We start from the raw sequence: 24,020 nt of genomic DNA on the forward strand, positions 1-24,020 counted from the left end.
CCCGTCTCCCACCACCACCCTCAACCGAGGCCGTACCGGCCGCCCCCTGGTTTGCCCGCACGAACGACGGGTCCTGACGCACCTCGTCGGGCAGGTCGGTGACGTCCGGGAGCCCCAGCTCCTCGCCCTGATAGACGTACGCCGAACCGGGCAGCGCGAGCATCAGGAGTGTCGCCGCGCGGGCCCGCCGCAGGCCGAGCTCGCGGTCGCCGGCCTCGCGCAGCTGGGTGCCGAGCCCCGGCGGGTTGGCGAACCGCGTGGCGTGGCGGGTGACGTCGTGGTTGGAGAGCACCCAGGTGGCCGGGGCACCGACCGGGCGCATGGCGGCGAGCGAGACGTCGATGACCTCGCGCAGCTCCGCCGCGTCCCAATGGGTGCCCAGGTACTGGAAGTTGAAGGCCTGGTGCATCTCGTCCGGGCGTACGTACGCGGCGGCGCGCTCGACGGTGGGCGTCCACGCCTCGGCCACGAGGATCCGCTCGCCCGCGTACTCGGCGAGGACCTTGCGCCAGCTGCGGTAGATCGCGTGCACGCCGTCCTGGTCGAAGAACGGCATGGCGTCGTTGCCGAGCAGCTTCAGCTGGTCGCGCGTGCCGATGTCGGGCAGGCCTTCGGCCTTGACCAGGCCGTGGGCGACATCCACGCGGAAGCCGTCGACGCCCATGTCGAGCCAGAAGCGCAGGATCGAACGGAACTCGTCGTGGACGGCCGGGTGTTCCCAGTTGAAGTCGGGCTGCTCGGGGGCGAAGAGGTGGAGGTACCACTCCCCGTCCGGCGTGCGCGTCCAAGCGGGGCCGCCGAAGATGGACTCCCAGTCGTTCGGGGGCTGCGAGCCGTCCGCGCCCTTGCCGGGCCGGAAGTGGTAGCGCTCCCGCAGCGGCGATCCGGGGCCCTCGCGCAGGGCGCGCTGGAACCAGTCGTGCTGGTCGGACGAGTGGTTGGGCACCAGGTCGACGATGATGCGCAGGCCGAGGTCGTGGGCGTCGCGCACCAGCGCGTCCGCGTCGAGGAGGCTGCCGAACATCGGGTCGATCGCACGGTAGTCGGCGACGTCGTAACCGGCGTCGGCCTGCGGCGAGGAGTAGAAGGGGCTGAGCCAGACGGCGTCGACGCCGAGCTCCCTGAGGTGGGGAAGGCGGGTGCGGATGCCTTCCAGGTCACCCATTCCGTCGCCGTTGCCGTCGGCGAAGCTGCGCGGATAGACCTGGTAGATCACCGCGCCGCGCCACCAGTCCGTGTGGGTGCCGGAGGCGGGGGCTGCAGGGGCAGCGAGATGCTGGGTCATGTCTTCCCTGTGATCGAGAGTTCGAGAGACCGAGGGGGGTGCGTGCGCGGGGCGCCTGGTCAGGACTTCGTCGCGCCGGCCGTGAGTCCGGAGACCAGGTGGCGCTGGACGAAGCCGAAGATCACCGCGGCGGGCAGCGCGACGATGACGGCCGATGCCGTCAACGAGCCCCAGTCGCTGGTGTATTGGTTCACGAAGGTCTGCAGGCCGCCCGCGAGTGTGAGGTTCTCCTCGCCGGTCATGAAGGCGGAGGCGTACGCGACCTCGGCCCAGCCGGTGATGAAGCTGTAGAAGCCGGTGACGGCCAGGCCGGGCTTGGCCAGCGGGACGATGAGCCGCCAGAAGGTGCCGAACGGGTTGAGCCCGTCCACCCGCCCGGCCTCGTCGATCTCCACCGGGATGGTGTCGAAGTACCCCTTCATCATCCAGGCGCAGAACGGCACGGCGATCGTCAGATAGGTGACGACCAGGCCGATGGGCTGGTTGAGCAGGCCGAGGTTCGCGAGGAGGTTGTAGAGCGGCACGATGAGCACCGCGACGGGGAACATCTGGGTGATCAGGAGCATCCACATCAGCGGCCGCATGCCGGGGAACTTGAAGCGGCTGACCGCGTATCCGGTGGTCGCGGAGATGAAGACGCCGATCACCGTGGTCAGTCCGACGACGAGCAGGGAGTTGACGACCCAGCTCAGGAACTCGGTGTCGTTGATGACGTGGCTGTAGTTGCCGAGCGTGAAGTCCTTCACCACGTCGGTGGAGAAGGCCTCGCTCTTCGGCTTGAACGAGGTGATCAGCAGCCACAGCGGCGGCAGGACCGCGACGGCGGAGGCGATCAGCAGGGTCAGGTGCAGCCCGACGGAGGCCAGCGGCCCGCGCTCGCCGCGCGGCCTGACCTTCCGCTCCGGCTGGGTCTTCTGGTTCGTCATGGCGGTCACCACACCTCTCCCTGCTTGCGGAGCGCACGGCGGTAGACCACCGCGAAGAGCGAAAGGAGCAGCAGAATGATCACGCCCCAGGCGGCGGATCCGGCGAAGTCGCGGGGGCTCACCACGAACGAGAGCCGATAGGCGTACGTCACCAGGATCTCGGTGGCGTCTCCCGGGCCGCCCCGGGTGAGCAGGAAGATCACCGGGAACATGTTGAAGGTCCAGATGCCGCTGATCAGGATGACCGTACTGCTGACGGACCGCAGGCCCGGCAGGGTGATGTTGCGGAACCGCTGCCAGGCGTTCGCGCCGTCCATCTCCGCGGCCTCGTACAGCTCACCGGGTATGGACTGCAGCCCGCCGAGCATGGCGACCAGCATGAACGGGACGCCGAGCCAGACGTTGACGGTGATCACCGAGAGCTTGGCCCAGGTGGGGTCGTTCAGCCACGGGATCGCGTCGATGCCGCCGCCGGCGAGGAGCTTGTTGAGGATGCCGTTCTTCTCGTTGAAGATCAGCCGCCAGGTGAAGACGGAGACGAAGGCCGGCACCGCCCACGGCAGGATCAGCGCCATCCGGTAGAAGGACCGGCCCGCGAGCTTGCGGTTGAGCATGTTCGCCAGGACGAGGCCGATCCCGAAGGACAGCGCGACACAGGAGACCGTCCAGATGACGGTCCAGGTCAGCCGGTCCCAGAAGACGCCGTCCTGAAGGACCGCGGTGTAGTTGTCCAGGCCGACGGACTTGTAGGTCGCCGGGATGTGGTTGACACCGATGGTGCGCTCGACGTTCGCCTCGTTGGCATCCGTCGTCGACAGATAGAGGCCGCGCACCAGCGGATAGCCGATGATCACGCCGATCACGGCCACCACGGGGGCGACCATGGCCCACGCGTACCAGTGGGTGGAGAGCGCCCTGCGCAGGCGTCCCGGGTTCTTGCCGGTCCCCCGGCCGCGGCCGCGGACGCCCTGGGCGTCCGCGGCCTTGGCCAGTGGCTGGCTGCTGTCAACAGCCATTTACTTGTAGTCCTTCAGAAGCTTGCGGTACGCGTCACCGACGCCCTTCGCCCCGTCCTCGGGCGAGGTCTTGCCGCTGAGCACCTTCTCCATCTGCAGCCGGATCGGCTCGAAGAGGGCGTTCGCCTCGGGGATCCACGGCCGCTCCACGGACTTGTCCACGGCCGGCTTGAAGAACTGCACCATCTGGTTGTCCTTGACGGACTTCACGTCGTAGACGGAGGTACGGGTCGGCAGCAGGCTCAGCTTCTCGGTGGTCTGCTGCTGCACCTTGGCCGAGCTCATGTACTTGATGAACTCGTAGCTCGCGTCGAGGTTCCCGGAACCCGCGTAGGCCGCGAGGTTCCAGCCGCCCTGCGGGGCCGCCTGCCGGTCGCTGCCGCCGGGCACCGGGGCGACACCGAGGTTGTCCTTGTCGCCCTTGAACTCCTTGCCCTGCAGGGCTCCCTCGATGGACCAGGGGCCGTCAAGGGCCATCGCGACGTCGCCGTCCTTGAAGGCGTTCAGCTGGTTGTTGTAGCCGTCGCTCGCGTCGGTGGTCGCCGCCTTGGAGTCGACCAGGTCCTTCATGACCTTGAACGCGGCCGCGCCCTGCGGGTCGTCGACGGTGATCTTCTTGTTCTTGGTGTCGAGGAGGTCGCCGCCCTCTCCGTAGAGGTACGGGAGGTAGTAGTACGGGTCGTCGCCGCGCAGGTAGAGGCCGGTCTTGCCGGACTTCGACGTGATCTTCTTCGCGGCGCTCTTCACCTCGTCGAAGGTCTTGGGCGCCTCGACACCGGCGTCCTTGAGCATCTTCTTGTTGTAGAAGAGCGCCAGGGTGTCGATGGTCTGCGGGACCGCGTACGTCTTGCCCTTGAACTTGGTGCTCGCCGCGGCCTGCGGGAGGTAGTCGCCCGCGTCGTCGAGCGCGGGGGTGCCCTCCAGCGGGGCGAGGTAGCCGAGGTTGGCGAAGTCCGCGACCCAGGCGACCTCGGTGCGCATCACGTCCGGGGCGCCGGAGTTGCCGCCCGCGGCGTTCTTGAACTTGGCGTTGGCCTCACCGAACGCGACGCTCACATAGTTGACCTTGACGTCGGGGTGGAGCTTCTCGAAGCCCTTGGCGAGCTTCTCGTACGTCCCCTTCTCGGCGTCGTTCGAGGTGTCCCAGAAAGTGACGGTGCCGGACAGCTTGCCCGAATCCTTCTTGCCACTGTCACCGTCGTCGCCACCGCACGCTGCCGCCGTCAAGGTCAGGGCCGCGACCAGCGCGGTGGCTCCTATGCCACGCCGCATGTGAACTCCTTCAACTGAACCCGAAGACAAGGGGAGACGGGACCCCGACGAGAGGTGTCTCCTACGAGCCGCACTGGACGCGGCGCCGGGTTGCCACGGAACGTAACAGGATTGAAAAGCTGCCGAAAGACCTTGCGGGAAATTTCTGCAAGGCCTGTTGATCGTTACCGCCGCGTGTCCTGAAGGTTGCCGTCACGCCGCTTGACAGGCCTCATCCGGCGCCCAGCTCCCGCCCGTTCCCCCGTCGCGGCCTGCAAGTTCCTTGCAGAGAGGGACTTTCTGCAAGTTTCGGCAGCCTGTGGGCAATCCGGCAGCCGCCCGGTACAGTCCCGTTCATGACCGCACGGCTCGTCGACATCGCAGCGCAGGCGGGCGTCAGCGAAGCCACAGTGAGCCGGGTACTCAACGGCAAACCCGGAGTCGCGGCCGCCACCCGTGAATCCGTCCTGGCCGCGCTCGACATGCTCGGCTTCGAGCGCCCCTCGCGGCTCCGCCACCGCAGCAGCGCAGGCCTTGTCGGTCTGATCACGCCCGAGCTGGACAACCCCATCTTCCCCGCGCTCGCCCAGGTCATCGCCCAGGCCCTGACCCGCCAGGGCTACACGCCCGTGCTCGCCACCCAGACCCCGGGCGGCTCCACCGAGGACGAGCTCACCGACATGCTGGTGGACCGCGGCGTCTCCGGGATCATCTTCGTCTCCGGGCTGCACGCCGACACCACCGCCGACATGGAGCGGTACGAAGTGCTGCGGGGCAAGGGCGTTCCGTACGTCCTGGTCAACGGCTTCTCGCCCAAGGTGCAGGCCCCTTTCATCTCCACGGACGACCGGGCCGCGGCCCGCCTTGCCGTCACGCATCTCGCATCGCTCGGCCATACGCGCATCGGGCTCGCCGTCGGGCCCAAGCGCTTCGTGCCCGTACTGCGCAAGATCGAGGGCTTCCAGATCGGCATGCGCGAGCGCCTCGGGATGTCGCCCGCGGAGTCGGAGGAGCTGATCGAGCACTCCCTCTACACGCTGGAGGGCGGCCAGGCCGCGGCGGGCACCTTGATCGGCCGTGGCTGTACGGCGATCGTGTGCGCCAGCGACATGATGGCGCTCGGCGCCGTCCGGGCCGCCAGGGAACGGGACTTGGCGGTGCCGCGCGACATCTCCGTGGTCGGGTACGACGACTCCCCGCTCATAGCGTTCACCGATCCCCCACTGACCACCATCCGCCAGCCCGTACAGGCAATGGGCCAGGCGTCGGTCCGCACGCTCCTGGAGGAGATCGGCGGAACGCCCGCCCCGCACAGCGAGTTCGTCTTCATGCCGGAGCTGGTGGTGCGCGACTCGACGGCATCGGGACGACAGGACCAGCGTCCGGCCTGAGCGTTGAGGCTTTGAGGCGCTGCGGCTTTGAGCCGGGTGCACGCCCCTCCGCAAGCCCATGACGGTTCTTGCAGAAAATCTTGACGGGTTCCTGCGCAAGAGGCAGGCTCGGCCGCGGAAATCCCCCCACGACAGCCTGGCGCGTGGCTGTCTTCGTGGGCACACCCGTGCCCGGTCCTCGAAGGAGCCGCATCCATGCACCACCGATTCCGCCTGCTGGGCGGGGTGTCGGCCGGAATACTCGCCGCGGCCGGCCTCGCCACGTTCGCGCCCTGGCAGTCACAGGCGACACCCCCCGGCGAGAAGACCGTCACGGCCACCATGTTCGAGCGCCCGTTCAAGGACGTCGCCACGGCCTGCACCGATCAGCTCGGCCCCGCCGGATACGGCTACGTCGAGGTGTCCCCCGCCTCCGAGCACATCCAGGGCGACCAGTGGTGGACCTCGTACCAGCCCGTCAGCTACAAGATCGCGGGCCGGCTCGGTGACCGCGACGCGTTCGCCGGCATGGTCGACGCCTGCCACAAGGCGGGCGTGAAGGTCATCGCGGACGCCGTCATCAACCACATGGCGGCCGGCTCAGGGACGGGCACCGGCGGCACCACGTACACGAAGTACGGCTACCCCGGGTCCTTCCAGGACGCGGACTTCCACAGCTGCCGCACGAACATCAACGACTACACCAACCGCGACAACGTCCAGAACTGCGAACTGGTGGGCCTCGCCGACCTCGACACCGGCAGCGACGCGGTCCGTACCACGATCGCCAACTACCTGGGCGATCTGCGGTCGTTGGGCGTGGACGGCTTCCGCGTCGACGCCGCCAAGCACATGGCGGCCGACGACATCGCCGCCATCAAGGGCAAGATGAGCGACCCCGGCTACTGGGTGTCGGAGGTCATCCACGGCGGCGGCGAGGCGGTACAGCCCGAGGAGTACACGGGCATCGGGGACGTCGACGAGTTCCGTTACGGCGGGCACCTCAAGAGCGCCTTCCAGGGCGGCTCCATCGCCCAGCTGAAGTCCGTCGCGGACGGCAAGCTGGGCAGCGGCTCGGCCCGTACGTTCGTCGACAACTGGGACACCGAGCGCAACGGCTCGACGCTCACCTACAAGGACGGCGCGAGCTACACGCTGGCCAACGTCTTCATGCTCGCATTCCCCTACGGCTCGCCCAACGTGTACTCCGGCTACGAGTGGTCCGACAAGGACGCGGGCCCGCCCGGAGGGACCGACGGCTGGACGAACACGCATGCCGACAAGGCGGTCACCGGCCTGGTCGGGTTCCGCAACGAGGTCAGCTCGGCCGAGCTGACCGACTGGTGGGACAACGGCGGCAGCGCGCTCGCCTTCGGCCGCGGCTCCCAGGGATTCGTCGCCCTCAACAACGGCGACGGCGAGCTGACGCAGACCTTCGCGACGTCCCTGCCCGGCGGCACGTACTGCAATGTCGCCAAGGCCTCGCCGGACAGCTGCGACGGCAACACGGTCACCGTCGGCGACGACGGCAAGATCGAGACGAAGCTGCCCGCGCGCAGCGCCCTGGCCCTGCACACCGGGGCACAGGCCGGCTGACGCCGTGCGTCGCGCGGGTGCCGCTGTTCCCAGGACGGCGGCATCCGCGCGACGATGACCGGATTCACCATCTAGGGAGTGGCATGACAGCGCAGTCCGACGTACGCACAAGCCGTCTGCTGTACGGATGCATGGGACTCGGCGGCACCTGGGACGCCACGCCGTACACCGCGGCCGACATCGCGCACGCCGAGGCATCGGTGGAGGCGGCGCTCGCCGTCGGCATCACGGCGTTCGACCACGCCGACATCTACCGGCACGGCAAGTCCGAGGCGGTCTTCGGCGAGGTCCTCGCCAGGACGCCCGGACTGCGCGAGCGCATCGTCCTGCAGACCAAGTGCGGCATCCGCCTCGCCGACGGCGAGCGCCCCGGCCTGTACGACCTGCGAGAAGCGAGCATCGTCCGGCGCGTCGAGGAGAGCCTCACCCGGCTGCGCACCGATGTCATCGACGTACTGCTGCTGCACAGGCCCGACCCGCTGACAGGCCCCGAAGAGATCGCGAAGGCGCTCGCCTCGCTGCACGGGCAGGGCCTGGTGCGCCACTTCGGCGTGTCCAACATGAGCGCCGAGCAGATCGCCCGCCTACAGGCACATCTCGACGTTCCCTTGGTCGCCAATCAGCTGGAGATGAGCCTGGGCAGCCGCGACTGGGTCGAGTCCGGTGTCCTCCTGAACACGCGGGCCGCGACCGCCAATGGCTTCCCGCACGGCACGATCGAGTACTGCGCCGCCAACAATCTCCAGCTGCAGGCCTGGGGATCCCTCGCCCAGGGCCGCTACAGCGGAGGCCAGGACTCACCGGCCGGGCGGCTCGTCACCGGCTTGGCCGAGCGCAAGCGGACGACGCCGGAGACGATCCTCCTGTGGTGGCTCCAGCGCCATCCGGCCCGTATCGCACCCATCATCGGCACCAGCAATCCCGAGCGCATCCTCGCCTGCCGGGACGCCGCACACCGGGAGCCGGACCTCACCCATGAGGAGTGGTACGAGCTGTGGGTCGCCGCCCGCGGTGAGCCGTTGCCCTAGGTGAACCATTGCCCTAAAGGACCACGGCCCGTGCACGTGCCCCCTCGGCTCCCTCCGCCTACGCTGGAAATCCCGGGGGACGCATCGTCCGGACGCCGCGCAAGGCGCCCCGAGGAGGAACGGCATGCCCATCGCCACGGTCAATCCCGCCACCGGCGAGACGCTCGAGACCTTCCAGCCGCTCACGCCCGCGGAGATCGAGCGCCGCCTCGCGGCGGCCGACGCCGCGTACGCCGACCATCGCCTCACCGACTTCGCCGAGCGGGCGCGGCTCCTGAACCGGGCCGCGGACCTCCTGGAGGAGGACGTCCCCTTCGTCGCCCGCACGATGACGACGGAGATGGGCAAGCCCGTCAAGGCCGCGCGGGCCGAGGCGGCCAAGTGCGTCAAGGCCATGCGCTGGTACGCCGAGCACGCCGAGGCGCTGCTCGCCGACGAGCACCCCGCGCCGGCCGACGTGGCGGACTCCGGCGCGTCCCGTGCGGTCGTCCGCTACCGGCCGATCGGCGCCGTGCTCGCCGTGATGCCGTGGAACTTCCCGCTCTGGCAGGTCGTACGCTTCGCCGCCCCCGCCCTGATGGCCGGCAACGTCGGGCTGCTCAAGCACGCGTCGAACGTGCCCCAGACGGCCCTGTACCTGGAGGATCTCTTCCTGCGCGCCGGATTCCCCCATGGCTGTTTCCAGACGCTGCTGGTCGGCTCGGGTGCCGTCGAGGGCATCCTGCGCGACGGGCGGGTGGCCGCGGCGACCCTGACCGGCAGCGAACCGGCGGGCCAGTCGGTGGCGTCCGTCTCGGGCCACGAGATCAAGAAGACCGTCCTGGAGCTGGGCGGCAGCGATCCCTACCTCGTGCTGCCGAGCGCCGACATCGAGCGCGCCGCCACGGTCGCGGTGACGGCCCGCGTGCAGAACAACGGCCAGTCCTGCATCGCCGCGAAGCGCTTCATCGTGCACGCCGACGTCTACGACGCCTTCCGCGACCGATTCGTCGCCGGAATGCGGGAGTTGACCGTCGGCGACCCGATGAACGAGGACACCGACGTCGGCCCGCTCTCCTCCGAGCAGGGCCGCACCGACCTGGAGGAGCTGGTCGACGACGCGCTGAACCACGGCGCCACCGCGCTGTGCGGCGGGCAGCGCCCCAAGGAACAGGAGCGGGGCTGGTACTACTCCCCCACCGTCCTCGCCGACGTCACCCCGCAGATGCGCATCCACCTCGAGGAGGCGTTCGGCCCGGTGGCCACGCTGTACCGCGTGGCGAACCTGAACGAGGCCGTGGAGCTCGCCAACACGACGCCGTTCGGGCTCAGTTCAAATGTCTGGACCCGCGACGACGACGAGATGGCGCGCTGCGCACGGGACATCCAGGCGGGCGGCGTCTTCTTCAACGGCATGACCGCGTCCCACCCCGGCCTGCCCTTCGGCGGCGTGAAGCGCTCGGGCTACGGGCGTGAGCTGTCGGGGCACGGAATCCGCGAGTTCTGCAACATGACGACGGTCTGGTACGGGCCGTAAGCCGCCGCCCCACGCATCTCACCTCCCGCCTTAACCAGCCCAGTTTTCGGCATCCTTGCCGATGTAGAGCTCGGCGAAGGCGGCCGCCGCGGCGCGCGAGCCGAGCATCCTGCGCAGGCGGGCGCCCGCGGTGCCCGCCTTGAAGGGGTCGCCGGACGAGGTCCCGTGCAGCACGTCCGCGAACCACTGGGAGAACTCCTGGTACTGCCACACCCGCGGCAGACAGGCCGCCGAATAGCCGCGCAGGCCGCTCTCGTCCCCGCCCTTGTCGTACGCGACGAGCGCGTCGCCGAGCAGCAGCGCGTCGTGCAGCGCGAGGTTCATGCCCTTCGCGGCGATCGGGGCCGCGAGGTGGGCGGCGTCACCGGCGAGATACAGGCGCCCGTAAGACATGGGCTCCACGACGTAGTTGTGCATGTCCAGGACGCGCTTCTCGACGATCCGCCCCTCGGCGAGCGGCCGCGCGCCGTCCGCCGCGAGGCGGGCGTGCAGTTCGGACCACACCCTTTCGTCGGGCCAGTCGGCCGGGTCGTCGCCCGGCGGGCACTCCAGGTAGTAGCGGGTGATCTCGGGGCTGCGGGCCATGTGGGCGGCGAAGCCGCGGGGGTGGAGCCCGAAGACGACACAGTCCGACGACGGCGGTGCCTCGGCGAGCAGCGCAAGCCACCCGACGCCGTAGTCGTGCCGGGCGACGGTCACGTGCTCATCGGGCACGCAGGCGCGCGTCACACCGCGCGCCCCGTCGCAGCCGGCGACGGCGTCGCACTCGACGCGCATCCGCTCGCCCGTCGCCGGGTCCGTGTACGACACCGAGGGCCGGTCCGTGTCGAGACCGTGCAGTTCCACATCGCGTACGCCGAAACGGATGTCGCCGCCCGCGAGGTCGGCGTAGGAGTGCACCAGGTCCGTGACCAACAGCGGCTGGGGATAGACGAAATGGCGGTGCCCGGACAGCTCGGCGTAGCGGAACCGGTGCCGCTGCCCCGCGCTGCGGAACTCGCACTCGCTGTGCGCCGTCGCGTGTTCCAGGAGCCGGTCGGCGAGCCCGCGCTCCTCGAGCGCGCGCACCGCCCACTCCTCCAAGAAGCCCGCGCGGGGCCGCTGTTCGATGAACTCCCTGCTCTCCGTCTCCAGGACCACGCAGTCCACGGATGCGGCACGGAGGATGTTGGCAACGGTGAGACCCGCGGGTCCGGCGCCCACGACGACGACAGTCATCCGCACATTATGGCGTGAGCGCGAGAGAGGCATGGCCCGCCGGTTACGGGGAACCCGAACAGCACCCCGGGGACGGGACCTTGGACCGCACCCTTCCCGAAGGGCCCACCGCCTGCCGGTCCCAGCAGGCGGGCTCGGGTGCGGTCCGACCCCGGGCATGACCCCTAGGCGTGGCAGGTCACATCGCGGTGGGGCAGCTTCCCGGTGGCCAGGTAGGCGTTGACCCGCCGGTCCGTGCAGGCGTTGCCGTAGTCGCCGTAGACGCCGTGCTGGTTCGCTCCGGGGAGGGTGATCAGCCGGGACTTCGACCACTGGTCACGCATCCGGCGGGCCCCGGGGTAGGTGGTCCGTGTGTCACCGGTGGCGTTGACAAGGAGCGCCGGTACGTCGTTGTCGACGACGGTCGGCTTCTCGGCCGGGGCGTCCCAGAACTCGCAGGCGGAGATGTTGTACGCCAGCGGGGCGGCGAAGGGAGCCTTGTCGCGGGCGGCCTGGATGTTGCGCCAGTAGCTCTCGGTCCCGCGTCGCGTCGCGACGTCCCCGCACAGGATGGCGGCCTGCACGCTGCCCTCGTGCGAGCCCGCCTCGGTCGTCAGGGAGGTCAGCACCTCGCTCAATATCGGCCCCGGCTCCACGTGTTCACGGTCGGCGGCTCGCTCCAGCGTCCTGGTCATGTCGGCCAGAACGGCGCGGTTCTCGTCGCGGTCGCCGCCCAGACCGCCGAAGTAGACGACGGGCAGGGAGTGCTCGTCGACCCGGAAGTCCCCGACCCGCAAGGGCTTGTCGGCCGCGGCCTCCTGGATGTGGCGCACGGTGGCAAGGACGGCGCCGGTCGTGGCGCCGAGCCCGTAGGTGTCATGGCGGGCCGCGGTCCAGGCCGCCCAGGCGCGCAGGGCCCGCTCGTTGGCTCCGGTGGCGTCCGCGAGCAGGGTCTGGCTGTAGCGGGCGGGGTCGATGACGCCGTCGAGGACCATGCGGTCGGTGCGGCCGGGGAACAGTTCGGTGTAGACCTCGCCGAGGTAACTGCCGTACGAGTAGCCGAGGTAGGAGATCCGCTTCGCGCCGAGCGCGGCCCTGACGACGTCCATGTCGCGGGCGGTGTTGCGGGTGCTGACATACGGCAGCACGTCGCCGTTCGTCCGCTTGCACCGCTCGGCCAGGTCCCGCTGGCGTGCGACGGAGCGCTCATAGCCGGCCCGGTCGGCGCCGGCCGAGAAGACCATCGAGCCGATGTCCCAGCCGCAGTCCAGCGGCGTGGAACGGCCGACGAACCGCGGGTCCATGCCGATGAGGTCGTACTTCCCGGCCACCTTCCCCATGGTCTCGCCGACGGTGACCGGCATCTCGAGGCTCGGGCCGCCGGGGCCGCCGTTGTTGAGCAGCAGCGGGCCGACACGGTGCGCGCGGTCGGTGGCGCGAAGACGCGAGACGGCGACGGTGACGGTCCGGCCGCCGGGGTCGCCGTAGTCGAGCGGCACGGTCAGGTCGGCGCACTGGGCGCCCGCGGCGTCGAGCCGCTTTCCGGTGGTGTCGTCGGGGCCGAGCGTGCAGTCGTGCCAGTCGACGGACTGACCGTGGTAGCGCCCGAGGCCCGGCGGCCCCGTCGCCTTGTCGGCGGCAGCGGCGGGTGAAAGGCCCGCCCCCACGGTCAGTATCGCCACACCGGAAACAGCAGCCCGCACACAGGAGTTCATCCGCATGCACCGAACGCTAGGCCGCAACGCCGCTTCGTCTCGCCCCGGCCATCCCCCGAATTCTTCCTGTGGCCAGCCCTACCCTCAGCCGTGCAGAAGCTGAGGGCAGGCACCGGACACTGGAGCGGGAGTGGTGACGGTTACTCCGCCATCTCGTACGCCCCCGACAGCGCCTCGACGCGCTGCCAGACCCGGCCCGCACGCGCCGCGTCGACGGCCGGACGCCGCACGGCGCCGAGCGCCCAGCGCTGCTGCGGCTCGGTGGCGGAGTCCTTGCCGTGCAGCTCGACGGCGTGCGCGGAGAAGTCCCGTACGAGGACGGCGAACAGCTCGTCAAGGACGTCCTCGTCGAGGTCCGTCAGGCGTGCCTGCTCCAGGACCAGCTGGCCGTGCACGACGAGCGCGAAGAGCTGGCCGACGGCGAGCAGCAGGTCGAGGTCGCGGCTCTGCTCCTCGTCGGGGGCCGCGGTGGTGACGAACTCGCACAGGGCGTCGGCCTGTTCGCGCAGGCGGCCGACGTTGGGCAGGTGGGCGTACGCGTCGTAGGCCGTGCGCCAGTCGTGGAAGCGGATGGAACCCAGGCCGCGGGCCGGTCCCTGCCGGAAGAGGAAGTCGTCGTCGGCCGCGTCCAGGCGGGTGGGCACCGGCTCGTACTCGGCCGGGTTAAGGAGGTGGTTGCCCATGAACTTGAGGATCAGCGCCAGGTTGACGTGGACGGTGCCCTCGAGCTTCGGCAGGCCGCGGATCTCGACGGCCGCCTGGGCGAAGTAGTTGTCCTTCTCGAAGCCCTTGGCGGCGATGACGTCCCACATCAGGTCGATGACCTTCTCGCCCTCCGTGGTCACCTTCATCTTCGTCATCGGGTTGAAGAGGAGGTAGCGGCGGTCTTCGGGTCCTGCCGAGCGGAAGTAGTCGACGGCCCGGTCGCTGAACAGCTTCATGCCGACGAGACGGACGTACGCGTCGGTCAACTCGCGCCGCACGTGCGGGAAGGCGGTGACGGGGCGGCCGTAGAGGATGCGGTTCTGCGCGTGGGTGACGGCCTCGTACATCGCGTGCTCGCAGATGCCGATGGAGGCGGTGCAGAGGTTGAACTTGCCGACGTTGACCGTGTTGAGGGCGGCGTCGAAGGCGGCGCGGCCGGTGTGCAGGACGTCCTGCGGGGCGACCGGGTAGTCCTCGAGGCGGAACTCGCTGACGTACTTCGACGAGTCGACGACGTTCTTGACGAGGTGGTACGCCTCGTGGCGGCTGTCGGCGGCGAAGAAGACGTAGCCGTCCGGGCCCTCGACGTCGGTGCGGCGGCCGAAGACGGAGACGAGCCCCGCGGCGTTGCCGTTGCCGATGTAGTACTTGGAGCCGGTGGCGCGGAAGCCGCCCTGGCCGTCGGGCTCCAGGAGCATGTCGGTGGAGTAGATGTCGGCGCCGTGGGACTTCTCGGAGAGGCCGAAGGCGAACACCTCGCCCTGTGCGAGGAGTTCGGCGGCGCGCTCGCGGGCGGCGGCGTTGTCGCTCTGCCAGACCGGGCCGAGGCCGAGGATGGTGACCTGCCAGGCGTACCAGTAGTCGAGGCCGTAGAAGCCGAGGATCTCGTTGAGGGCGGCGATGCGGGCGGTGTCCCAGCGCTTGTCCCCCTCGCCGTCCCCGGCGGCGGACGACGGCGTCAGGAAGGTCTCGAACAGCCCCTCCTTGGCGGAGAAGGCGAGGAAGTCGCCGAGCCAGGCACGGGTCCGGTAGTCCTCGATCAGCTGCCGCTTGCCGCGCTCCTCGAACCAGTCGACGGTGGCGCGAAGGAGCCGGCGGGTCTCGGGGTCGAAGTGCGCCGGGTCGTAGGTGCGCGGGTTGAACAGGAGCGCGTCGGTCATGGGGCACGCCTTTCGGCTCGGAGGGTGTGAGGGGTGGTGGCGAGTCGGCGGAGGGTGGCGAGCACGTCGTCGAGCCAGGCGAGCGTCATCCGTTCGTACGCGATGCCGCCGCGCAGCACGACGTGCTGGAGCTCGCGCCCGGCATCGGGCGGACCGGCGGCGGGCGCCTCCGGCCCGGTGATGGCGCGCGCCTCCGGACCCGTGAAGTCGCGCTCCTCGCCCGCGAGGTAGTGGGCGAGGCGCTCGGTGTGCACCTGCTGGTACCGCTCGACCTCGCGGATCAGCGCGGCCGGGTCGTCGAAGGCCGCGCCCCGGACCTTCACGGCGAGGTCGTGCCGGACGCTCTCGGGTTCGATGGGCTCGTGCAGCCACGCGGAGAGCGCGGCGCGGCCGTCGGCGGCGACGGCGTACTCCTTCTTGTCCGGACGGCCGTGCTGCGGCACATCCCGGACATCGAGCAGGCCGTCGCTCTCCATCCGCTTGAGCACGCGGTAGATCTGCTGGTGGGTGGCGGTCCAGAAGTATCCGATGGACCGCTCGAACCTGCGGGCCAGTTCATAACCCGAGCCCGGCTGCTCAAGGAGGGACACCAGGATCGCGTGCTCGATCGCCATACCTGGATCTTGCTGTGCAACTAGTTGCATAGGCAAGGGCGACCGCTCCGGTGAGACACGGCTCACCCGGGGCGGGGGCGGGCGGGATCACCGCCCGCCCCCTCACAGGCGCGGATGCGGTCAGACCGTCGCGGGCTGCGCCGGTGGCGCGGGGTGCTCCAGGCGGCCCGCCCGGCGCAGGCCGTAGAGCGAGGCCGAGCAGCCGAGGCCCACCACGAGCAGCGCCAGCCAGGGCAGCGCGGACATGCCCGCATCGCGGGCCGCGTCCAGGGCCGCACCGGTCAGCAGGTTGCCCGCGGTGATCCCGATGCCGCAGATGGTGTTGTACAGGCCGTAGTGCGTGGCGACGAGGCGGTCACCCGAGAGCCGGACGATGGTGTCCATCTCGAAGGGGTACGCGACCATCGTGCCCAGTGCCAGCATCAGTGCCGCGAGCGTCGGCGGAACGGCGGCAAGCAGCCAGCGGCCGGTCCCGCCCGCCGGAACGGGCAGCGCCGTGGCCGCGAGCAGCGGCAGGAACGCCGCCCCCATCATCAAGAGCCCCCAGGCAAGGGCACGTCCCGGATCCAGGTGCTCCTTGCACCAGGCGGTCACGCGGGTCTGCCCGAGGATGGTCGCCAGACTGGCAGCGGCGAAGAGCAGGGCCACGGCGACGGTCCCGAACTCACCGTCCCCGCCGAGGCGTCGTACCTCCAACGGCAGGGCCAGATAGACCTGGAACGACAGGACGTACGAGCCGATCATGGCGAGGGAGAAGAGCAGGAACGCCCGGTTGGCCAGCACGCCGCGCCACTGGGACAGCACGCCTTCCCGGACGCCGTCCTCGCCTCCCTTTGTGCCGCTCGCCCTGCGGGCCGGGAGCGCACGGATCTGTACGACGCTGAGCAGGGCGAAGATCACCGCCGATACCAGGCAGGTGATCCGGAAGTCGACGCCGGTCAGCACCATGCCCACCAGCGGGCCCAGGAGGATGCCCGCCTGGTAGAAGACGTTGAACAGCGCGAAGGCCTCCACACGGCGCTCCCCCGCGTCGGCGGCCAGATACGCGCGCACCGCGGGGTTGAAGAGCGCCCCCGCGAAGCCGGTGGCCGCCGATGCCGCGATCAGCGCCGGCACGGAGTCCACCAGGCCGAGCGCCGCGAAGCCGACGGTGCGCAGCACGCATCCGGCGACGATCAACGGCTTGTAGCCGAACCGGTCGGCGAGCGTTCCGCCGATGAGGAACATGCCCTGCTGGCTGAAGTTGCGTACGCCCATGACGAGTCCGACCAGCCAGCCGGCCAGACCGAGGGACCCGGACAGGTGCTGCGCCAGGTACGGCATCAGCATGTAGAAGCCGAGGTTGATGGTGAACTGGTTGGCGAGGAGCAGCTGGACGCTCCGGTCGTAGGAACGGACCTGCGCGATGGTGCCCTTCACCGGTCCCCGCCTTCCACGCCTTCGCCCCGGGCCTCGACCACGAGCGACAGCGGGTCGACCACGTCGGCGCAGCGGGTCCAGCGGGTCACTTCCTTTTCGTCGGGCCGCCCCACCTCCTCCGGTTCCGGCGCGGGAACCACTCCCGACAGGCCCTTGTCGGCGCAGTACTGGTCGTCGTAGACGGTCTCCAGGTAGCGCTGCGGTCCGTCCGGGAAGATCGCGACGATCCGTGTGTCCCTGGGGAGCGTGCGGGCGAGCCAGCCGGCCACGAGCGCGACGGCGCCGACGCTCCAGCCGCCTGTCGCATAGTGCGATGCCGCCAACTGGCGGCAGGCCCAGACGGATTCGGCGGGCGCCACCCAGTGCACCTCGCTGAAGTTCTCGTACGCGACGTTGCGCGGGTAGATGCTCGAGCCGAGCCCGCGCATGAGCCGGGGCCTCGCGGGCTGCCCGAAGATGGTCGAACCGACGGTGTCCACCCCCACGAGGCGCAGCTCGGGGTAGAGCTGACGCAGGACCCGGGAGATGCCCGCCGAGTGGCCGCCGGTTCCGACACTGCAGACGAGTACGTCGATATGGCCCATCTGGGAGGCGAGTTCGAGGCCCAGGGGTGTGTACGCGGTGACGTTGTCGGGGTTGTTGTACTGGTCGGGGCACCACGCTCCGGGCCGCTCGGCGAGGAGTTCGCCCACCCGGTCGCGACGGGCCTGCTGCCAGCCGCCGGTGGGGTGGGGTTCGGACACCATGTCGACCGTGCCGCCGTAGGCGGCGAGCAGCCGGGTCATGGAGGGTTCGAGGCCCGGGTCGGTGACGAGGGTGACGGGGTGGCCGTAGGCCATTCCGGCCAGGGCGAGGCCCAGACCGAGGGTGCCGCTCGTCGACTCGACGATGGGGCCGCCCGGCAGCAAGTCGCCGCGGGTCCGGGCCCGTTCCACCATGTGGAGTCCGGGGCGGTCCTTGATGCCGCCGGGGTTGAAGCCTTCCAGCTTGGCCCAGAATCCCCGGTCGGCCGGGGTGAACGGCTCGGACACACGCAGCACGGGGGTGTTGCCGACGAGCCCTTGGAGACTGGAGCCGGCGGGATGGAAGTCACTCGTGGTCAGAGAGTGCATCGGGTTCGCTCTCATTTCGCTGTGGAAGCTGTGCGGGCGCTCGTCTCGCACGGCCCGTTCGTCGGGCGCGCCGTGCGGCGGATCGGCCGGGGCCGACCGCGAGGGCCGCTTCTAGATCAGCCACCTGCACAGGGCGGTCAGAGTGGTTCGACCGCCGCTCGGCGCCCGGCCGCGCTCAGCGCCGAAGTGCCCGTCGGCGGGTGGCAGGACCGTGCTCTGCGGAGTGGAGACCGCGGGCGTGTACGGCAGGGCGCGGACGGGTGCGGGAGCGGGCCTGCTGGGGCCCGGGTCGGTGACGGAACAGTCCTCGAGCGCCTCCGGCGCCAGGGGCGAGCCGGCCACCTGGCCGGAGCGGCTCGGCGTGTGGGCTGCCTCATGTGACGGCTCGGCAGCGCACGGCACCGACGTGAGGAGCAGAACGCTCAGAACAGTCCAGATGAGGACGATCCGGCGCCTGAGGCGCGGATCGACGGAGCAGGGCTGCACAGATCCTCCGTGCGGCGGCTGCCCGCGCCGGGACATCCCGGGCAGGGCAGGAGATGGGTGGGGGCGGCTGTGAACCGTCGACCATCCCCACGCCGCACGCAGAGCGCACACGAGGGAGGTCAGACGCCGGGAAGCGCTGACCTAGATACGCAGAACCGGGGACTCCGCCGCATGCGGTATCGGAATGACGAAGCCCCGTACGGCAGATGGACGGACGTGCGCGATGTGCGGCGCCTCGTCCTCGACCGCCAGGCCCAGGGGAGACAGAGCGGGGACATCCACTTCGGGCCCCTGGGACGGCTGCCCGAGGCCGCACTCCTCGAAGGCGTGCTGCCCGCCGTGGTCCCCGTGACCGCCGCTCGGCTGGTCGGTGGCGTCGTGCCCTTGGCTCGCGCTCGCAACGTGTCGCACCAGGGCGGAGTGCGAGGCGTCGGCGGCCTGCGCCGAGACGCCTTCCGCCGATGCGAGGTGGCCCACCGTGGCATCGGGGCTCACCGCGTGCGTGTACAGCAGACCGAAGAGGATCAGGCCAAGACCAAGCAGACGCAGCGGAGCCGCTGATGAGCGACTCCGCAACACACCGGACAGTGACCTGGCTGTCATCACCTCGTGATACTAACTCCTGCGCGGCGAAGGAGCGTGACCCCCTGGGTGGCCAGGCGGGGGTGTCCTTTCTTGTGGGCAACCGAGAACATGGCGCTGAGCACACGTCCCGGTCAGTCCCCCTTTCGGCGAGGAGACTCTCTGTTGAACACGTCACCGGTGAATCCCGCAGCCGGCCGGCCGCACCGCCTCGACCCGGCCGGCGGATGCCCGCACGCGGACAACGCCCGGCTGCTCGCACAGGGCGACGTGACGCCGGTGGTCCTTCCCGGCGAGGTGGCGGGCATGGCGGTGCTCGGCCATGACGCGCTCAAGGAGTTCCTCTCGCACCCCGATGTCGCCAAGAACGCCCAGCACTTCGACGCGCTGCAGGCCGGGGAGATAGCCGAGGGCTGGCCGCTGCGGACGTTCGCCACGATCCAGGGCATGACCACGGCCGACGGCGCCGACCACCGGCGGCTGCGCTCCCTGATGAGCAAGGCGTTCACCGCCCGCCGGGTGGAGGAACTGCGGCCGCGGGTCGAGGAGTTGACCGCAGCGCTGCTCGACCGTCTCGACCGTGCCGCCGCCGCGGGCGACGGAATCGCGGACCTGCGTACGCACTTCGCCCTGCCGTTGCCGATGAACGTCATCTGCGAACTCCTGGGCGTGGACGCCGAACACCAGGACCGGCTGCATCACTTGTCGAGCCAGGTCGTCGCCACCGACATCGGCCCCGAGGAGGCGGTGGCCGCCAACCGGGAGATGGTGGAGGTCCTCGGCGCGGTCGCGGCGGCCCGCGCCGCCGACCCGGGCGACGACCTCACCAGCGCGCTCATCGCGGCCCGCGAGGAGAACGGCGACCGGCTCGGCCCGCACGAGCTGCTCGGCACCCTGATGCTCACGATCATCGCGGGGCACGAGACCACCCTCAACCTGATCACCAATGCCGTACGCGCCCTGTGCGCCCACCGCGATCAGCTCGCGCTGCTCCGGTCCGGCGACGTGCCCTGGTCGGCGGCCGTGGAAGAGACCCTGCGCTGGGACAGCCCGGTCAGCTACTTCCCCTTCCGCTACCCGACCCGCGACCTCACGCTCGACGGCACCGTCATCCCCAAGGGCACACCGGTGCTTGCCGGTTACTCCGCCGCGGGCCGCGACAAACGGGCCCACGGCCACGACGCCGACCGCTTCGACATCACCCGCGACGCCCCGGCCCGGCATCTCTCCCTCGGCCACGGCCCGCACTTCTGCGTCGGGGCGCCGCTGGCCCGCATGGAGGCCACCATCGCCCTGGAGCGTCTTTTCACCCGCTTCCCGGACCTGGACCTCGCCGCACCGGAAGCCCGACTGCCGCGCACCACCTCCTTCGTGGGCAACAGCGTGCGCAAGCTGCCGGTGCGGCCGGTCCCGTAGCGGGCCGTCAGGTCACCGCAGGCGCCTAGGTGCCGCAGTTGCCGGAGGCGGGCTGGTCGGCGAAGCGCTGGCCGAGCCACTCGAGCGCCGGGCCGTTGCCCTGGATCGCCGTGCCCACATGGGACTGCCCGGCGAAGGTCGTCCACTGCACGGCGTTCCCCTTCGCGCACCAGTCGGCCCGCAGCTTCTGCCCGACCGCGTAGGGGATCGTCTCGTCCGCGTCCCCGTGGTAGACGAACGTCGGCGCCGACGGCTGCTCGCCGCCGATGAACTGCTCGGCGATGGCCTGCTTCCAGTCCGGCTGGTCCAGCGGGTTGGACGTCGTCACGTCCTCGATCGTCTTGCCGCGCCCGGCCTCGAGGACCGTCCCGACACACTCGTTCCGGACCACTTCGGCGAGCTTGCGCCCCTCGTCGTTGAGGTACTTGTCGAGCTTCAGGGCGGGGTTGGCGGCGTCCTGCCCGACCGCGGACATCAGCAGATAGCCGGCGCTGTCGCCGCCCTCGAGCGAGTCGGCGACCTTGGCGAGGTCGGCGGGCACACCGCCGCTCGCCGTGCCCTTGACCTTCAGTTCCGGAGCGTACGTCGCGGCCATCTCGGCGGCCTTCGCGCTGGCCCCGCCGCCCTGCGAGTAGCCCATGATCCCGACGGGCGCCTCCTTGGCGACCCCGTACTTCGCGGCCTCCGGGTGCCGCTGGGCCGCACGCGCCGCGTCGAGCACCGCGGTGGCCTGCGCCTTGGCGACCATGTAGGTGTGGTCGCCGGGCGTGCCGAGGCCCTCGTAGTCCGTGACGACGACCGCGTAGCCGCGTACCAGCGCGGCGTTGACGAGCGGCGCCTCGGCCGTCGTACCGCCCGGGAATCCGGCGGACGGCGCGCACTTGTCGCCGAGGCCGACCGTGCCGACGGCGTACGTGATCAGCGGGCGCGGGGTGGTCCTGCCGTCGTCGGGGACGATGACGGTCCCGGAGACCGCGTTGGGCCGCCCGTCGGCCGACGTCGACCGGTACGTGATCTTCCAGGCCTTGGTGGGGGTGGGAACGCCCGGCGTGTACTGGAACGAGGACGGCTCGGAGCCGAGGATCTCGCCGGGGCCGGTCTTCTTTCCCGGCTTCTTCTTTCCCGGCTTCTTCTTTCCCGGCTTCTTCTTGCCGGGCTTCTTCGTGCCGGGCCCGTGGCGCTCGTCGTTCCGCTGCTTTCCGGCGCCGGGGGCCTTCTCGGCGGTCTGCGCCGAGGGGGTCGCGTCCGGGGTGCCGGCCGGCGCGTCCGCGCTCTGCGCGGCGGCGGCTCCGGGCAGTCCGAGCACCGCCACGGCGAGGACGGCGCCTGCGGCCACCGGTCGTCTGCGTAACGCTGACATCATGCGGCTCTCCCAACTCTCCTGTGGGCAAGGGGGGTTGGCAGCACCGTACTGACCCGTCAGTAAGACAGCCATAGGCGTGCAGAGGTCCGTGGTGCGTACCGCGGACCATGGCGCACGGCTACCGGGCCCGTGGCGCAGCCGTGCTCTCCCGCACCACGAGCCGCGTGGGCACGAGCGTGGTTCCGCGTTCCGACGCGCCCCGGCGCACCTGCTGCAGGACTCCCGCCACGCAGCGGCGGCCCACTTCGGCGAAGTCCTGGTGGACGGTGGTCAGGGGCGGCAGGAAGGAGCCGGACTCCGGGATGTCGTCGAAGCCGATGACGGAGACGTCGTCGGGGACCTTGCGGCCACGCTCGTGCAGGGCGCGCAGCAGGCCGAGCGCCATCTGGTCGTTCGCCGCGAACACCGCGGTGCAGTCGGCCCGTTCGGCGAGCTCGAGGCCCGCGCGATAGCCGGAGTCCGCCGTCCAGTCGCCCCGCACCATCGGCGGCGCCGCGCGGCCGGCCTCGGTGAGGGCCGCCCGCCAGGCGTCGGCCCGGCGCTGCGCGGCGTAGGACTCCCCCGGCCCCGCGAGGTGCCACACGGTGTCATGGCCCAGGTCGAGCAGGTGCCGCACCGCGTCACGGGTCCCGCCCGCCTGGTCGGTGTCGACCACGCTGTAGCGGTCCCCGGCGTCCGAGTCCGCCACGACGACCTGGACGTGCGGGGGCAGCGAGAGGCGGGCGGCGTCGAGCAGGTGCACTTCCATGATGACGATCACGGCGTCGACGGCCAGCTCACCGAGGCGCGAGAAGGCGCCGCGCACCTCGTCCTGCGTGGGCGCGGACACGGGCAGCAGGGTGACCGCGTAGCCCTCGTTCGCGGCCGACAGCGCGATCGCCTCCAGCGTACGTACGTTGCCCGTGGTGGAGAGCGTGAAGGTGATGACGCCGATGGTGCGGAACTCGCCGCGCTTGAGCGCCCGCGCGGCGCTGTTGGGCCGGTAGCCGAGCTCCTTCATGGCGGCGAGGACCTGCTTGCGGGTCTCCTCGTTCACGCCGGGAAAGCCGTTCGAGACACGGGAGACGGTCTGCGAGGAGACACCCGCGACGCGGGCGACGTCCGCCATGGACGCGTTGCGCCTGCGGTTCGGGGTTCTGTCCACTGCTTCCACCGTCTCCTTCACCGGGCGGCAGCCTACGGGGCGGCTCTTGACCGCCGTCTCGTAGGCGGTGTAGTAATTCCGGCACCGTCTGTTTACGCAAACATAACACCAGTAGATCCCTGCGGGCATTCATGTTTACGCAAACACAAGCAGCACGCCGGTTCCGCACCGCACGAGCGAGGGACGCGAGATGACGACGCTTCAACCGCCGGTCGCCGCACGGCGAAGGACAGGCGGGCCACCCGCGCGCAGGACGCGCCGTTCGTGGACCGGCTGGGGGTTCATCGGCCCCTTCGTGCTCGTCTTCGCCCTGGTCTTCCTGGCGCCGCTGCTGTATTCGGTCTATCTGAGCCTGTTCCGGACGCAACTCATCGGCGGGACCACCTTCGTGGGCCTGGAGAACTACCGACAGGCGCTGCAGGACGGCCAGTTCTGGGACGGGGTCTTCCGCGTCGGTCTGTTTCTGCTGGTCCAGGTGCCGGTCATGCTGGGCATCGCGCTCCTCGTGGCGCTCGCCCTCGACAGCGGCCGCCTGTACGGCAAGGACTTCTTCCGGATATCGGTCTTCCTGCCGTACGCCGTTCCGGCCGTCGTCGCATCGCTGATGTGGGGCTTCATGTACGGCACCCGCTTCGGCCTGGTGGGCGACTTCAACGACGCGTTCGGTGTGACGCTGCCCGACCCGCTCTCCACCGACCTGGTCCTCGCGTCCATCGGCAACATCGTCACCTGGGAGTTCGTCGGCTACAACATGCTGATCTTCTACTCGGCGCTGCGTGTCGTCCCGCACTCTCTCTACGAGGCCGCGTCGATCGACGGCGCGGGACAGTGGCGCGTCATCACGGCGATCAAACTCCCGGCGATCCGCGGCGCCCTCGTCATCGCCACCATCTTCTCGATCATCGGCAGCTTCCAGCTCTTCAACGAGCCCGCCATCCTGCAGAAGCTGGCGCCGAACGCGATCACCACCGACTACACCCCGAACTACTACACGTACTCGCTGTCCTTCTCCGGACAGCAGCACAACTACTCCGCGACGGTCGCCATCGTCATGGGCGTCCTCACCATGGTCGTCGCCTACGCCGTCCAGCTGCGCGGCATGCGCAAGGGAGCGTGATC

At 70.2% G+C, this 24,020-nt stretch carries 20 protein-coding genes; 6 read left to right on the forward strand and 14 right to left on the reverse strand.

Features of this window, described 5'->3' with window-relative positions; translation table 11 throughout:
• The 4 genes from E2651_RS16400 to E2651_RS16415 form a co-directional block, all read right to left on the reverse strand.
• The coding region (locus tag E2651_RS16400) for a glycoside hydrolase family 13 protein (RefSeq protein ID WP_135331884.1) at positions 1-1,285 on the reverse strand (1,285 nt) is incomplete at its 3' end.
• Between the two features lie 59 nt (positions 1,286-1,344).
• On the reverse strand, positions 1,345-2,211 hold the full coding sequence (locus E2651_RS16405; protein WP_135331904.1) for a carbohydrate ABC transporter permease: 867 nt from the start codon (positions 2,209-2,211) through the stop codon (positions 1,345-1,347).
• 5 nt (positions 2,212-2,216) lie between these two features.
• Positions 2,217-3,227, reverse strand: a complete 1,011-nt coding sequence (locus tag E2651_RS16410) for a sugar ABC transporter permease (protein ID WP_135331885.1) — start codon at positions 3,225-3,227, stop codon at positions 2,217-2,219.
• Positions 3,228-4,499, reverse strand: coding sequence for an extracellular solute-binding protein (locus E2651_RS16415; protein WP_135331886.1), 1,272 nt, complete (start codon positions 4,497-4,499; stop codon positions 3,228-3,230).
• Positions 4,500-4,834: 335 nt separating this feature from the next.
• Between E2651_RS16415 and E2651_RS16420 the strand changes: the two genes are divergently transcribed.
• From E2651_RS16420 to E2651_RS16435, 4 genes are all read left to right on the forward strand, one after another.
• Complete coding sequence (locus tag E2651_RS16420; protein ID WP_135331887.1) at positions 4,835-5,869, forward strand: LacI family DNA-binding transcriptional regulator; 1,035 nt, start codon at positions 4,835-4,837, stop codon at positions 5,867-5,869.
• A 195-nt stretch (positions 5,870-6,064) separates the two neighbouring features.
• Positions 6,065-7,444: an alpha-amylase family protein gene (locus tag E2651_RS16425; protein ID WP_135331888.1), complete on the forward strand. Its 1,380-nt coding sequence runs from the start codon at positions 6,065-6,067 to the stop codon at positions 7,442-7,444.
• An 83-nt stretch (positions 7,445-7,527) separates the two neighbouring features.
• On the forward strand, positions 7,528-8,472 hold the full coding sequence (locus tag E2651_RS16430) for an aldo/keto reductase (protein WP_245238889.1): 945 nt from the start codon (positions 7,528-7,530) through the stop codon (positions 8,470-8,472).
• Between the two features lie 124 nt (positions 8,473-8,596).
• Complete coding sequence (locus E2651_RS16435) at positions 8,597-9,988, forward strand: NADP-dependent succinic semialdehyde dehydrogenase (protein ID WP_135331889.1); 1,392 nt, start codon at positions 8,597-8,599, stop codon at positions 9,986-9,988.
• A gap of 30 nt (positions 9,989-10,018) precedes the next feature.
• Here E2651_RS16435 and E2651_RS16440 read toward each other — a convergent pair whose 3' ends face one another.
• The 8 genes from E2651_RS16440 to E2651_RS16475 all read right to left on the reverse strand — a co-directional run bounded on the left by E2651_RS16440 (position 10,019) and on the right by E2651_RS16475 (position 18,999).
• A complete protein-coding gene (locus tag E2651_RS16440) occupies positions 10,019-11,206 on the reverse strand; it encodes a 4-hydroxybenzoate 3-monooxygenase (RefSeq protein WP_245238890.1) in 1,188 nt (395 codons plus the stop codon).
• Positions 11,207-11,370: 164 nt separating this feature from the next.
• Complete coding sequence (locus E2651_RS16445) at positions 11,371-12,906, reverse strand: alpha/beta hydrolase (RefSeq protein ID WP_135331891.1); 1,536 nt, start codon at positions 12,904-12,906, stop codon at positions 11,371-11,373.
• 134 nt (positions 12,907-13,040) lie between these two features.
• On the reverse strand, positions 13,041-14,765 hold the full coding sequence (locus E2651_RS16450; protein WP_135331892.1) for an acyl-CoA dehydrogenase family protein: 1,725 nt from the start codon (positions 14,763-14,765) through the stop codon (positions 13,041-13,043).
• Positions 14,762-15,379 (reverse strand): PadR family transcriptional regulator, encoded by a 618-nt coding sequence (locus tag E2651_RS16455; RefSeq protein WP_135331893.1) that lies wholly within the window; start codon positions 15,377-15,379, stop codon positions 14,762-14,764. The genes E2651_RS16450 and E2651_RS16455 overlap by 4 nt, the downstream gene beginning before the upstream one ends.
• Before the next feature lie 120 nt (positions 15,380-15,499).
• On the reverse strand, positions 15,500-16,798 hold the full coding sequence (locus E2651_RS16460; RefSeq protein WP_209446167.1) for an MFS transporter: 1,299 nt from the start codon (positions 16,796-16,798) through the stop codon (positions 15,500-15,502).
• On the reverse strand, positions 16,795-17,910 hold the full coding sequence (locus E2651_RS16465) for a PLP-dependent cysteine synthase family protein (RefSeq protein ID WP_135331894.1): 1,116 nt from the start codon (positions 17,908-17,910) through the stop codon (positions 16,795-16,797). The genes E2651_RS16460 and E2651_RS16465 overlap by 4 nt, the downstream gene beginning before the upstream one ends.
• A gap of 111 nt (positions 17,911-18,021) precedes the next feature.
• Complete coding sequence (locus E2651_RS16470) at positions 18,022-18,396, reverse strand: hypothetical protein (protein ID WP_135331895.1); 375 nt, start codon at positions 18,394-18,396, stop codon at positions 18,022-18,024.
• A 141-nt stretch (positions 18,397-18,537) separates the two neighbouring features.
• Complete coding sequence (locus E2651_RS16475) at positions 18,538-18,999, reverse strand: hypothetical protein (protein ID WP_135331896.1); 462 nt, start codon at positions 18,997-18,999, stop codon at positions 18,538-18,540.
• A 144-nt stretch (positions 19,000-19,143) separates the two neighbouring features.
• Between E2651_RS16475 and E2651_RS16480 the strand changes: the two genes are divergently transcribed.
• A complete protein-coding gene (locus E2651_RS16480) occupies positions 19,144-20,394 on the forward strand; it encodes a cytochrome P450 (RefSeq protein ID WP_135331897.1) in 1,251 nt (416 codons plus the stop codon).
• A gap of 25 nt (positions 20,395-20,419) precedes the next feature.
• Here the strand turns inward: E2651_RS16480 and E2651_RS16485 are convergent, their stop codons facing one another.
• Entirely contained in the window at positions 20,420-21,730 is a 1,311-nt protein-coding gene (locus E2651_RS16485) for a lipase family protein (protein WP_245238892.1), read from the reverse strand.
• Positions 21,731-21,875: 145 nt separating this feature from the next.
• Positions 21,876-22,865, reverse strand: a complete 990-nt coding sequence (locus E2651_RS16490; protein WP_135331908.1) for a LacI family DNA-binding transcriptional regulator — start codon at positions 22,863-22,865, stop codon at positions 21,876-21,878.
• A gap of 226 nt (positions 22,866-23,091) precedes the next feature.
• On the opposite strand from E2651_RS16490, the gene E2651_RS16495 reads away from it, so the two are divergent.
• Complete coding sequence (locus E2651_RS16495) at positions 23,092-24,018, forward strand: sugar ABC transporter permease (RefSeq protein ID WP_135331898.1); 927 nt, start codon at positions 23,092-23,094, stop codon at positions 24,016-24,018.
• Positions 24,019-24,020 lie beyond the last annotated feature (2 nt).

This window comes from Streptomyces sp. MZ04 (genome assembly GCF_004684775.1).
GTDB lineage: Bacteria > Actinomycetota > Actinomycetes > Streptomycetales > Streptomycetaceae > Streptomyces.